This window comes from Streptomyces sp. NPDC021212 (assembly GCF_044332925.1).
Classification (GTDB): Bacteria; Actinomycetota; Actinomycetes; order Streptomycetales; family Streptomycetaceae; genus Streptomyces.
In genome coordinates this window covers 363419-375425 of the sequence record NZ_JBIRPZ010000002.1, presented here as the reverse complement: position 1 = coordinate 375425, position 12007 = coordinate 363419, and the positions used below count along the sequence as shown (strand labels likewise).

The window sequence follows — 12007 nt, the reverse complement described above, 5'->3', positions numbered from 1 at the left end:
TCCGTGACACGAACCACGACGCGCGCGGCGGCTACGGGGACGGAGCGCCCGGCCGCCGCGCCCCGGCCCGGGGCCGGTAAGAGCCCCGCGCCGGATGCCTCTGGCGCGGCGGCCGGGCGGCGGTCCGGCCGCCGGGAGACCCTGGCGGGCTATCTCTTCCTGACGCCCTGGTGCATCGGGATCCTGCTGCTCACCCTCGGGCCTATGCTGGTCTCGCTCTATCTGGCGTTCACCGACTACAACCTCTTCGACTCGCCCCGCTGGGTCGGGTTCAAGAATTTCCAGGAGATGTTCGGGGACGACCGGTGGTGGACGTCGGTCGAGGTGACGCTGAAGTACGTCCTGATCGGCACCCCGCTGAAGCTGCTGGCCGCGCTCGGTGTGGCGCTGCTGCTGGTCAAGCCGCGCAAGGGGCAGGGCTTCTACCGCTCGGCGTTCTACGCGCCCTCGCTCATCGGCGCGAGCGTCAGCATCGGCATCGTCTGGCGGGCGATCTTCAACGACGACGCGATCGTCGACAAGTCGATGAGTCTGTTCGGCTGGGACGTCGGCGGCTGGATCGGGGACCCGGACTGGGCCCTGCCCACGCTGATCACGCTGACCGTCTGGCAGTTCGGCGCCCCGATGGTGATCTTCCTGGCCGGGCTGAAGCAGGTGCCGCGCGAGCTGTACGAGGCGGCCCAGATGGACGGCGCGGGGGCGTGGCGGCGCTTCCGCTCCATCACCCTGCCGATGATCTCCCCGGTGCTCTTCTTCAACCTGCTCCTGGAACTCATCCACTCCTTCCAGGTCTTCACCTCGGCGGTCGTGCTCGCGGGCTCCGGCACCAACACCGGCGGCCCGGGCGACTCGCTGCTGGTCTACGGCTGGTACCTGTACGAACAGGGCTTCCGGAACCTGCGCATGGGCTACGCCGCCGCGATGGCCTGGATGCTGATGCTCGGCATCGGCCTGGTGACCGCGGTGCTGTTCAAGACCCAGCGCGGCTGGGTGCACTACGAGGAGGACGCCCGGTGACCACTCCCTCGACCTCCCTGACGCCCGCGAACTCCCTGACCGGCACGGGCCGGGCGCGGATCCGCTCGGTGGCCTGGCACGTGGGCGCGCTCGCCGTGCTGGCCGTGATCCTCTATCCCGTGGTGTGGGTGATCGGCGGTTCGTTCAAGCCCGGCAACGAGATCATCGGCAGCCTTCAGCTGCTGCCCACCGATCCGATCACCGAGAACTACCGGAGGCTCGGCGACGGCATCGCGGACGTCCCCGTCACGACGTTCTTCGCCAACTCGCTGTTCCTGGCGGTCGGCTCGGTGATCGGGGTGCTGTTCTCCTGCTCGCTGGCGGCGTACGCCTTCGCCAGGATCCGCTTCGCCGGGCGGAACGCGCTGTTCACGCTCATGATCTCCACCCTGCTGCTGCCCTTCCAGGTGTTGATCATTCCGCAGTACATCCTGTTCCAGAAGCTGGAGCTGATCAACACCTACGTCCCGCTGCTGCTCGGCAAGTACCTGGCGGCGGACGCCTTCTTCGTCTTCCTGATGGTGCAGTTCATGCGGGGCCTGCCCCGCGAGCTGGACGAGGCGGCGCGGCTGGACGGCTGCGGTCACTTCCGCATCTACTGGAGCATCGTGCTGCCGCTGTGCCGCCCGGCCCTGATCACCAGCGCGATCTTCACCTTCATCTGGTCCTGGAACGACTTCATCGGCCCGCTGCTGTATCTCAACGAGCCCGACAAGTACACCGTCTCGATGGGGTTGAAGCTCTTCATCGACCAGGACAGCGTCGCCGACTACGGCGGCATGGTCGCCATGTCGCTGGTGGCCCTGCTGCCGGTGCTGCTGTTCTTCCTCGCCTTCCAGCGCTATCTGGTCGAGGGCGCCTCGACCTCCGGACTGAAGGGCTGAGGCCGTGCGGCGGCTGGTGCGCTTCTCGCTGTTCGCCGAGTGCCTGCTGACCGGGGTCTGGGTGGTGCTCGCCGCGTTGCCGCTCCTCACCCTGCTCCCGTCGTTCGCCGCCGGATGCGCGCATCTGCGCCGTCATCTGGACGGTGAGCGCTCCACGCTGGGGGACTTCGTCTCCGGCGTGCGGGAGGCGACCCGTAGCGGCTGGCGGTTCTCGCTGCTGTGGTGGGCGGCGCTCGCGCTGCTCGCCTTCGATCTGCGCGTGGCCCGCACCGGGGCCCTGCCGGGCGGGCCCGCCCTGATCGCCGTGAGCGTGGCGGGCACGCTCGTGGTGATCGTCCTGGGGCTGCGGACGGCCGCCGCGTGGCGGCCCGGCGCGAGGTGGGCCGCGGTGGCCCGTACCGCCGTACGCCGCGGCCTGGCCGCCGACCCCGGCGGATCGCTGCTGCTGGCCGGCGGGCTGGCGGTGGTCACGGTCGCCGCCTGGCAGCTGCTGCCGCTGGCCGCCCCGGCGGTGGGCGCCCTCGCGGCCTGTGCGGTCGCGGTCGAGCGCCGCGCCCGCGTCTGACCCGGCGGCGGCCCCACCTCGCCGCCGTCGTCACCACTCATGTCATGCACCTGCCCCTACGAAAGGTGAGAGCGACATGCCCCCGATCCCCCGGCGCAACCTCCTCAAGGCCGCCGCCGCCACTGGCGCCGCCGTCCCGTTCTCCTGGATGCTCGCGCAAGCCGCGCCACAGGCGGCCGCCGCCGACCGGGCCGCCGACAAGGACAAGGCCGCCGACGAACCCGTGAAGATCACCTGGCTGGAGGAGGGCGGTCTCGGCGCCGCCGCCGGCAGCACGTTCGGCGTCCCCTGGCCCCAAGGCGCCCATCCCGCCGACCGGACATTCGCGCTCACCACGGCCGACGGCAAGGACGTGCCCCTCCAGACCTGGGCCACCGCCTACTGGCCCGACGGCTCGCTCAAGTGGACCGCGCACGCGGCGGGGGAGGGGCTGGGCGACGGCACCGCCTACCGGCTTGACCCCGGCGAGCCAGCCGCACCCGCCAAGAAGGTCACCGTCACCGAGAAGGGCGGCCGCATCACCGTCGACACCGGCGTGATCAGGGCCGTGATCGGCCGGGGCGGCGAGAAGCTCGTACGCTCCGTCACCCGTGGCAGCACCGAGATCGCCCGCGACGGCCGCCTCGTCCTGCTCCGCCAGGGCGACATCGACGACGGCGACCACGGCAGCGCCAAGTGGGACCGGTTCGACGGCGAGATCAGCGGTGCCAAAGTCGAGCAGAAGGGCCCCGTCCGCGCCGTCGTCCGCATCGACGGCAAGCACCGCAAGGGCGGCCGCAGCTGGCTCCCCTTCAGCGTGCGCCTCTACTTCTACGCGGGCGCCGACTCGTTCCGCATGGTGCACACCATCACCTTCGACGGCGATCAGACCGCCGGTCATGAGTCAGGGGACTTCATCCGCGGCCTCGGCGTCCGCTTCTCGGTCCCCATGCGCGACGAGGCGTACGACCGCCACATCCGCATCGCGGGCGAGGGCAAGGGATTCCTCACCGAGGCCGTCAAGGGCATCACCGGACTGCGCCGCGACCCCGGCGCGAGCGTCCGCAAGGCCCAGGTCAAGGGCGAGAAGCTGGCCGACCCCGCCACCTGGGACCAGCGGGTCACCAGCCGGCTGCACCTCATCCCCACCTGGGGCGACTACACCCTCTCCCAGCTCTCCGCCGACGGCTTCACCCTGCGCAAGCGCACCAAGCCCGGCCACGGCTGGATCCCCGCGGGCGGCGGCGGCCGGGCGTCCGGCTTCGGCTACGTCGGCGGGGTCAGCGGCGGGCTCTCCTTCGGACTGCGCGACTTCTGGGAGAAGTTCCCCGCCCAGCTCGACATCCGCGGCGCTGCGGGCGACGAGGCCGAGGTCACCCTGTGGCTCTGGTCGCCCGAGGCCCAGCCCATGGACCTGCGCTTCTACCACGACGGCCTGGGCCAGGACACCTACGCCGAGCAGCTGGAGGGCCTCAACATCACGTACGAGGACTACGAGCCGAAGTTCGGCACCCCGTACGGCATCGCCCGCACCAGCGAGCTGACCTTCTGGGCCAACGCCGCCACCCCGAGCGCCGACACCCTCGTCCAGCAGGCAGCCGCCCTGCGCACCCCGCCGCAACTCGTCGCCGGACCCGCCGACCTGGTCCGCGCCAAGGTCTTCGGCGGCCTCTTCGCCCCCGTCGACCGCTCCACCTCCGCCAAGGCGAAGATCGAGGACCGTCTCGACTTCCTCTTCGACTACCACAAGGGCCAGGTCGAACAGCGCCGCTGGTACGGGTTCTGGGACTACGGCGACATCATGCACACGTACGACGAGGACCGGCACCAGTGGCGGTACGACGTCGGCGGCTACGCCTGGGACAACTCGGAACTCTCGACCGACCTGTGGCTCTGGCTCGCGTATCTGCGCTCCGGGCGCGCCGACATCTACCGCTTCGCCGAGGCCATGACCCGGCACACCGGCGAGGTCGACGCCTACCACCTGGGCAAATGGACCGGACTCGGCACCCGGCACGGCGTCCAGCACTTCGCCGACAGCGCCAAGCAGCAGCGCATCTCCACCGCCGTCTACCGCCGCTACCTCTACTACCTCACCGCCGACGAGCGGATCGGCGACATCATGCACGCCCTCGTCGACTCCGACGAGTCCTTCCTCGTCCTCGACCCGCAGCGCAAGGTCCGCCCCGACCCCGACTACAAGCCCGACCGGCACGCCCTGTCCATCGGCTTCGGCACCGACTGGAGCGGACTGGCCGGCGCCTGGCTCACCGAATGGGAGCGGCGCGGCCCCCAGGCCGAGAAGGCCGAGGCCCGGCTGCGCAGCACCATGGAGACCATCGCCGCCCAGACCAACGGCTTCGTCCAGGGCGCCGCGCTGTACGACCTCGACACCGGCAAGTACGCCATCGACGACAAGCCCAAGGTCAGCGTCTCCCACCTGTCCGCCGTCTTCGGCCTGGTCGAGGTGTGCGCCGAGGTCATCGACCTGATCGACATGCCGAAGTTCAAGGAGGCATGGCTGGACTACTGCCGCTACTTCAACGCCACCAAGGCCGAGCAGAAGGCCCGCTACGGCACCGACTTCGGCTCGCTGATCCTGCTTCAGGGCCACTCGCGGCTCGACGCCTACGCCGCCGTACAGCTGCAGGACGAGAAGCTGGCCGCCCGCGCCTGGCAGAAGTTCACCGAATTCCACGAGGGCGACGGCTACCCGGACGCCTCCGTCAGCTGGAAGACGACCAGGATCGACGGCCCGGACGCGCTGGTGCCCGGCGTCGAGGCGGCCTGGGTGAGCACCAACGCCACCGCGCAGTACGGGCTCGCCGCCATCCAGAACCTGGCCCTGCTCGGCGACAAACTCCCCGGGTAGCCGCGGCCGTCCCGAGCTGACTGCCGCACACTGAGGACATGGACTGGTGCCACTACCGCTTCCACAGCCGATGGGACCTCGACGCACCGCCCGCCGCCGTCTTCGCGGCGCTGGCGGACGGCGACGGCTACCCGCGGTGGTGGCCCCAGGTCCGTGAGGTGCGGCGCGTGGACGACCGCACCGGCACCGCCCGTTTCCGTTCCCTCGTCCCGTACGACCTGCGCCTCACCGTCACCGAGGCGGATCGGGACCCGGACCGCGGCACGCTGCGGATCATCTTCTCCGGCGACCTGGAGGGCTGGGCCCGCTGGACGGTCACGGCGCGCGGCGCGGGCACCCGCGCCCTGTTCGAGCAGGACGTCGTGGCGCGCAAGCCGCTGCTGCGCCGCTTCGCGGTGCTCGGACGGCCGCTGTTCCGCGTCAACCACGCCCTGATGATGCGCGCCGGGCGCCGGGGACTGCGGGCCCGGATGCTCGCGGGGGAGCCCGGCCGGAATCCGGTTTGAACCGCACCTCGCCCGACCTGTATTGTTCAGGTCGTTCCACCGGGGAAGAAACCGGAAGAACACCCGGGCGATTAGCTCAGCGGGAGAGCGCTTCGTTCACACCGAAGAGGTCACTGGTTCGAACCCAGTATCGCCCACCCTTCCCGGGGCCGGACCGCCAGCAGGCGGTCCGGCCCCGGTGTTCTCCGGGCTTGTCACCGCCGGACATGGGTACCCGCGAGCCCCGTCGCGGATGATTCGGAGGAACCCATGGCCATCGCCACCACAGCCGTCCTGTCCCTGGACTGTGCCGAGCCCGAAGAGCTGGCCGAGTTCTACGCCACCGTGCTCGGAGCCGAGATCACGCCGGTGACCAGCCTCGACCGGATCGACATCGTCGCCCCCGGCGGGACGCGCATGTCCTTCCTCCGCGACCACGGCTACGCCCCGCCGAGCTGGCCCCGGCCGGACGACTCCCAGCAGGCCCATCTGGAACTCCTGGTCGACGACATGGACGCCGCCGAACGCCAGGTCGTCGACCTGGGGGGACGGCCGCTGGACACCAAGGACAACGGCGGCCCGAACGACGTCCGCCTCTACTCCGACCCGGCCGGGCACCCCTTCCGGCTGCGCACGCCCGCTTGAGCGGACCGCTCCGTCGGCTACGCCGCCGCCGGAAGGTCCGGACGCAGCGGCCACGCCGGATCGCAGACCTCGTCCGAGCCGTTGAGCGCGAACCAGGCCTGGAGGCCGCGGGCCTGGGCCGCGTACCAGACCGTCTGCCGGGCGTGCAGCTCACTGGGTGTCAGCTTCTCCAGCCGTGACGCGAAACGCCGGCCCACCGCCCGTACGACCTCCAGGGAGGCCATCGCGTCCGCCGCCGCGTCGTGCGCGCCCGTCAGCTCCACGTCGTAGTGCGCGCACAGATCGGTGAGCGTGCGGCGCCCCTTGCGATAGCGGTCCAGGTGCTTGTCCAGCACCCGGGGATCGAGGACGCACAGCGAACGCAGCGACAGATAGGTCGCAAGGGTGGCATTGCGATGCCGCTTCAACTCGCGGTCCAACAGCGTCAGATCGAACGGCGCGTTCATCACCACCACCGGGGTGCCCCGCGCCGTCTGCTCGCCGAGCGCCCGCGCCACCTCGTCCATCACCGGGGCGGGCCACCGGCCGTTCTGCTGCAGATGGGTGTCGGTCAGCCCGTGTATCTCGGTCGCGGCCCGCGGCACCGGTATGCCAGGGCTCACCAGCCAGCGCCGCACCTCCGGCAGACTTCCCGCGCCGCGCTGGACGACGAGAGCGGCCGACACGATCCGGTCGTGCTCGACGTCGATGCCGGTCGTCTCCGTGTCGAACGCGGCGAGCGGCCCCTCGAACCAGGACGACATGGTCTCAACTCCTCGTGCATATGTGCCCCATGACCTCCGAGATCCCGCCCCGACCTGGTGATACCCGGAGGGGGATGTCCGAACCGCCCTTGTTTGCACGCCATCTGACGGGGAGACAACACAGATGTACGGACACCGGCGACGACCGGAAGGCGTCACGCACATGGCGCTCGCGCAGCCCGACCCGGCCCCGTCGGCGAGCGGTCTGCTGCCCGAGCGGACCGCGCCCGCGCGCGGCCATATCGCCACCACCGCCTGCATGGAGACGCTGCAGGTCGGCTATCTGCACGCGGTCGCGGCGGCCGCGGGCTGCTCGCTCGCGCAGCCCTTCCCGGACCACGGCATCGACTGGCACGTCAGTCACAGCGCGCCCGGCCACGCCGTGGACGACGAGGTGACGATCAAGGTGCAGCTGAAGGCCACGTACCAGCCGGCGCCGCATCCGCCCGGCCCGACCTTCGCCTTCACCCTCGACAACGACCATCTGGTCAAGCTCGCCCGCAGCCCGGTCTCCGTGCACAAGATCCTCGTGGTGATGATCGTGCCGCGCGGCCGGGACGACTGGATACGGGCCGGTCACGACCGTCTGGCGCTGCGGCACTGCTGCTACTGGATCAACCTGGCGGGCCACCCGGTGACGGGCCGCCGTCGGACCACCGTGCGGATCCCGACCTCGCGGATCTTCGACGATCGCGCGCTCTGCGAGATCATGAACCGGGTCGGGGCGGGAGGGAGACCCTGATGGACCGCGACCGTACGCCCCGCCCGGAAGCGCCCCGACCCGACGAGCCTGAGCCCGTGCCCCGCCCCGACCAGGTGGACCCCGCCGTCCTGGGCGCCCTGCTCGCGCGGCACGGCTGGCGCCGCCGCGGCGGCGCCCGGGGGCGGTACGCACGCTGGACGCCCCCGGGCGAGCTGCCGGGCACCAGCCTGCTCGTGCCCGAGAGCCGCGACTTCCCCGACAGCGTCGACCTCCTCGGCGAGGCACTGCTCGCCCTGGCCCGCAGCTCCGCGTCCTCCGCCCGCGAGGTGCTCACCGGCCTCGCCGTGCCCAGCGATGAGATCCGCTGGTGGCGCGAGGTGCCCGAGTCCCGGGGCGGCCCCGCCGCCTGGCCCGCGCAGGAGCGGCTGCGCGCTGCCGCCCGGGCCACCCTGCTGGCCGGGGCGCTCGCCTCCCGGGCCAGGGCCGGTTATTACGGCGCGCGGCACCGCCGGGCGGCCGAGGCGTCCCTGGAGCGCGTGCTGACCGGCCCGGCGGGCGCCGCGTCCGGCGGCCATCAGCTGACCGTCTTCGTCCCCGTCGAGGACGGCCGGGCCACCACCGCCACCCTGCTGCGCGCCCTGTACGCGCTGCGGGACGCCGTCGACTACCAGCGGGCCACCGGCGGTATGGAGGCGTTCGACGCGGCCGTGGCGGCGGGGGTGAGCCGCGAGTTGACCGAGGCCGTCGTCACGCTCGTCCAGGGCACCGAGGGCGCCCGCATGGCCCTGGAGTGGTCACCGGCCGCCGGTCCGCCTCCGGGGTTCTCCACCCGGCCCGAACCGGTCGAGTTCACGCCCGGTGACCTGCCGGGGCTGCGCGAGGCCGGGGCGCGCTACGTACGGGACGAGCCGTCCGTGCCGGTACGGGTCACCGGCGCCGTGGTGCGCCTGGGCCGCGCCGGGCCGGGCGGCCCCGGGACGGTGCGGCTGCGGGTGCTGGCCGGGGCGGATGTGGCGCGGCTGCGGATCGTGCTGGACGAGGACGACTACCGGATCGCGGGCCATGCCCATCTGGTCGGGCTGCCGATCCGGGTGAGCGGGCGGCTGGAGAGCCGCGGCGGCTTCCGGCGGCTGAGCGGAGCCGGCGGCGTCGCCCCGGTGCGGGTGGACGACGCGGAGCGGGACCGGCTGCTCAAGTCGCTCCACGAGAACCTCGACTTCTTCGAGGAGGCGTGCGGCGAACCCTGATCGCGCCGGGCGGCGCCGTCGTCGTGGATCGGGCGGACAACCGTTTCGCGGTGGGGCGGGTCGGCTCGGTACGATTCTCGCTGCGCGGCATTCGCCGCGGGTAGCGATCCTTCAGTCAGGAGAGACCGGTGTCAGACGTCCGTGTGATCATCCAACGCGATTCCGAGCGGGAAGAGCGCGTGGTGACGACGGGCACTACGGCGGCGGACCTCTTCGCCGGCGACCGCTCGATCGTCGCCGCGCGCGTGGGCGGGCAGCTGAAGGACCTGGCGTACGAGCCCGCCGACGGCGAAGAGATCGAGCCGGTGGAGATCACCAGCCAGGACGGTCTGGACATCCTGCGGCACTCGACCGCGCATGTGATGGCGCAGGCCGTGCAGGAGCTGTTCCCGGAGGCCAAGCTCGGCATCGGCCCGCCGATCAAGGACGGCTTCTACTACGACTTCGACGTCGAGACCCCGTTCCAGCCGGACGATCTCAAGCGCATCGAGAAGAAGATGCAGGAGATCCAGAAGAGGGGCCAGAAGTTCTCGCGCCGTGCGGTCACCGACGAGGCCGCCCGTGAGGAACTGGCCGCCGAGCCGTACAAGCTGGAGCTGATCGGGCTCAAGGGGTCGGCCGCGGACGCCGCCGAGGGCGCCTCCGCCGAGGTCGGCGCGGGCGAGCTGACCATCTACGACAACCTCGACGCGAAGTCCGGCGAGCTGTGCTGGCGCGATCTGTGTCGTGGTCCGCACCTGCCGACCACCCGGAACATCCCGGCCTTCAAGCTGATGCGCAGCGCCGCCGCCTACTGGCGGGGCAGCGAGAAGAACCCGCAGCTCCAACGGATCTACGGCACCGCCTGGCCGACCAAGGACGAGCTGAAGGCGTACCTGGAATTCCTGGCGGAGGCCGAGAAGCGCGACCACCGCAAGCTGGGCGCCGAGCTGGACCTGTTCTCCTTCCCGGACGAGCTGGGCTCGGGCCTGGCGGTGTTCCACCCGCGCGGTGGCGTGATCCGCAAGGAGATGGAGGACTACTCGCGGAAGCGGCACGAGGAGTCGGGGTACGAGTTCGTCAACACTCCGCACATCACCAAGGCCAAGCTCTTCGAGACCTCGGGCCACCTGCCGCACTACATGGAGGGCATGTTCCCGCCCATGGAGTTCGAGGGGCAGGACTACTACCTCAAGGCCATGAACTGCCCGATGCACAACCTGATCTTCAGGGCGCGCGGGCGGTCCTACCGTGAGCTGCCGCTGCGGCTGTTCGAGTTCGGCACGGTCTACCGGTACGAGAAGTCCGGCGTCGTCCACGGCCTGACCCGGGCCCGGGGCTTCACCCAGGACGACTCGCACATCTACTGCACCAAGGAGCAGATGGCCGATGAGCTGGACAATCTGCTCACCTTCGTGCTGGACCTGCTCCGCGACTACGGCCTGAACGACTTCTACCTGGAGCTGTCCACCCGCGACGACTCCGACAAGTTCATGGGCGAGCCGCAGCAGTGGGAGGAAGCCACCGAGGAGCTGCGCAAGGCCGCCGAGAAGCAGGGCCTGGAGCTGGTTATGGACCCGGGCGGCGCGGCCTTCTATGGGCCGAAGATCTCGGTCCAGGCGCGGGACGCGATCGGCCGGACCTGGCAGATGTCGACGATCCAGGTCGACTTCAACCAGCCCGCCCGGTTCAACCTGGAGTACACCGCGGCCGACGGCTCGCGCCAGCAGCCCGTCATGCTCCACCGGGCGCTCTTCGGGTCGATCGAGCGCTTCTTCGCGGTCCTGCTGGAGCACTACGCGGGCGCCTTCCCGGCGTGGCTCGCCCCGGTCCAGGCGGTCGGCATCCCGATCGGCGACGGCCATGTGCCGTACCTGGAGGAGTTCGCCACTCAGGCGAGGGCGAAGGGCCTGCGAGTGGAGGTCGACTCGTCGTCCGACCGGATGCAGAAGAAGATCCGCAACGCCCAGAAGTCCAAGGTCCCGTTCATGGTCATCGCCGGTGACGAGGACGTGGCGGCCGGGGCGGTCAGCTTCCGTTACCGCGACGGCTCGCAGAAGAACGGCATCCCGATCGCCGAGGCGATCGCCGAGATCGTCGACGCCGTGGAGCGCCGGATCCAGGTGTGATCCAAGGCTCCGAGGGGCGGCCCCGACCGGGGCCGCCCCTCGGAGCATCCTCACCCGCCTCGGACGAATATGCTGGCCCGCATGACGAGTGAGCCGGAGCAGCAGATCGGAGTCGGAACGCCGGACGCGTTCCAGCGCCTGTGGACGCCCCACCGGATGGCGTACATCCAGGGTGAGAACAAGCCCACCGGCCCGGGGGCGGGCGATGGCTGTCCGTTCTGCTCCATCCCGGACAAGTCCGATGAGGACGGCTTGATCATCGCCCGGGGGGAGCGCGTTTTCGCCGTGCTCAATCTGTACCCGTACACCGGCGGCCACCTCATGATCGTTCCGTTCCGGCACATCGCCGACTACACCGAGCTGGACGCCGAGGAAACGATCGAGCTGGCGGAGTTCACCAAGACCGCCATGACCGCGCTGCGCACCGCCTCGGGTGCGCACGGTTTCAACATCGGGCTCAACCAGGGCACCGTCGCCGGGGCCGGGATCGCGGCCCATCTGCACCAGCATGTGGTGCCCCGTTGGGGCGGCGACAGCAACTTCATGCCGGTCATCGGCCGCACCAAGGTGCTGCCGCAACTTCTGGCCGACACCCGCCGGTTGCTCGCCGACGCCTGGCCGAAGGGCTGATCGGCAAAGCCGCACAGCGTACGACAGGGGCGTGGGGGGCGGCGGGGCGGGCGGGGGCGCCCCCCCCGGCCCGCCCCACGCCTCGCGGGACGTCAGGAAAGCGTGTCCGCCGCGGTCGGGGAGCTGTCG

Annotated in this window: 11 protein-coding genes and 1 tRNA gene; 11 read left to right on the top strand and 1 reads right to left on the bottom strand. The window is 70.9% G+C overall.

What is annotated here, in order from left to right; translation table 11 throughout:
• The first annotated feature begins 3 nt into the window (after positions 1 to 3).
• From ACH4SI_RS05895 to ACH4SI_RS05865, 7 genes are all read left to right on the top strand, one after another.
• On the top strand, positions 4 to 1017 hold the full coding sequence (locus ACH4SI_RS05895) for a carbohydrate ABC transporter permease (RefSeq protein WP_398293033.1): 1014 nt from the start codon (positions 4 to 6) through the stop codon (positions 1015 to 1017).
• A 17-nt stretch (positions 1018 to 1034) separates the two neighbouring features.
• Positions 1035 to 1901 (top strand): carbohydrate ABC transporter permease, encoded by an 867-nt coding sequence (locus ACH4SI_RS05890; protein WP_398293910.1) that lies wholly within the window; start codon positions 1035 to 1037, stop codon positions 1899 to 1901.
• 4 nt (positions 1902 to 1905) lie between these two features.
• Positions 1906 to 2466: a hypothetical protein gene (locus ACH4SI_RS05885; protein WP_398293031.1), complete on the top strand. Its 561-nt coding sequence runs from the start codon at positions 1906 to 1908 to the stop codon at positions 2464 to 2466.
• A 76-nt stretch (positions 2467 to 2542) separates the two neighbouring features.
• The gene (locus ACH4SI_RS05880; RefSeq protein ID WP_398293029.1) at positions 2543 to 5317 is read left to right on the top strand and encodes a Tat pathway signal sequence domain protein; all 2775 of its coding nucleotides are present in this window, start codon (positions 2543 to 2545) and stop codon (positions 5315 to 5317) included.
• A 38-nt stretch (positions 5318 to 5355) separates the two neighbouring features.
• Positions 5356 to 5823 (top strand): SRPBCC family protein, encoded by a 468-nt coding sequence (locus ACH4SI_RS05875; RefSeq protein ID WP_398293027.1) that lies wholly within the window; start codon positions 5356 to 5358, stop codon positions 5821 to 5823.
• Positions 5824 to 5888: 65 nt separating this feature from the next.
• Positions 5889 to 5960 (top strand) — tRNA-Val (locus tag ACH4SI_RS05870).
• A 112-nt stretch (positions 5961 to 6072) separates the two neighbouring features.
• A complete protein-coding gene (locus tag ACH4SI_RS05865; RefSeq protein WP_398293025.1) occupies positions 6073 to 6447 on the top strand; it encodes a VOC family protein in 375 nt (124 codons plus the stop codon).
• A 17-nt stretch (positions 6448 to 6464) separates the two neighbouring features.
• Here ACH4SI_RS05865 and ACH4SI_RS05860 read toward each other — a convergent pair whose 3' ends face one another.
• Positions 6465 to 7190 carry a 3'-5' exonuclease gene (locus ACH4SI_RS05860; RefSeq protein WP_398293023.1) on the bottom strand — a complete coding sequence of 242 codons (726 nt, stop codon included), beginning with the start codon at positions 7188 to 7190 and terminating at the stop codon, positions 6465 to 6467.
• A gap of 163 nt (positions 7191 to 7353) precedes the next feature.
• Here ACH4SI_RS05860 and ACH4SI_RS05855 point away from each other — a divergent pair, with 163 nt between their 5' ends.
• The 4 genes from ACH4SI_RS05855 to ACH4SI_RS05840 all read left to right on the top strand — a co-directional run bounded on the left by ACH4SI_RS05855 (position 7354) and on the right by ACH4SI_RS05840 (position 11878).
• Entirely contained in the window at positions 7354 to 7932 is a 579-nt protein-coding gene (locus ACH4SI_RS05855) for a DUF4365 domain-containing protein (RefSeq protein ID WP_398293021.1), read from the top strand.
• Complete coding sequence (locus tag ACH4SI_RS05850; RefSeq protein WP_398293019.1) at positions 7932 to 9140, top strand: hypothetical protein; 1209 nt, start codon at positions 7932 to 7934, stop codon at positions 9138 to 9140. The genes ACH4SI_RS05855 and ACH4SI_RS05850 overlap by 1 nt, the downstream gene beginning before the upstream one ends.
• Positions 9141 to 9268: 128 nt before the next feature.
• Positions 9269 to 11248: a threonine--tRNA ligase gene (thrS, locus tag ACH4SI_RS05845; RefSeq protein ID WP_398293017.1), complete on the top strand. Its 1980-nt coding sequence runs from the start codon at positions 9269 to 9271 to the stop codon at positions 11246 to 11248.
• Positions 11249 to 11317: 69 nt separating this feature from the next.
• Positions 11318 to 11878, top strand: coding sequence for an HIT family protein (locus ACH4SI_RS05840; protein ID WP_398293015.1), 561 nt, complete (start codon positions 11318 to 11320; stop codon positions 11876 to 11878).
• The last annotated feature ends 129 nt before the right edge of the window (positions 11879 to 12007 follow it).

Coding starts and splice junctions, on each gene's coding strand:
- ACH4SI_RS05850 (WP_398293019.1), top strand. CDS start 7,932: ATGGACCGCGACCGTACGCCCCGCCCGGAAGCGCCCCGACCCGACGAG.
- ACH4SI_RS05840 (WP_398293015.1), top strand. CDS start 11,318: ATGCTGGCCCGCATGACGAGTGAGCCGGAGCAGCAGATCGGAGTCGGA.
- ACH4SI_RS05865 (WP_398293025.1), top strand. CDS start 6,073: ATGGCCATCGCCACCACAGCCGTCCTGTCCCTGGACTGTGCCGAGCCC.
- ACH4SI_RS05875 (WP_398293027.1), top strand. CDS start 5,356: ATGGACTGGTGCCACTACCGCTTCCACAGCCGATGGGACCTCGACGCA.
- ACH4SI_RS05880 (WP_398293029.1), top strand. CDS start 2,543: ATGCCCCCGATCCCCCGGCGCAACCTCCTCAAGGCCGCCGCCGCCACT.
- ACH4SI_RS05860 (WP_398293023.1), bottom strand. CDS start 7,190: ATGTCGTCCTGGTTCGAGGGGCCGCTCGCCGCGTTCGACACGGAGACG.
- ACH4SI_RS05855 (WP_398293021.1), top strand. CDS start 7,354: ATGGCGCTCGCGCAGCCCGACCCGGCCCCGTCGGCGAGCGGTCTGCTG.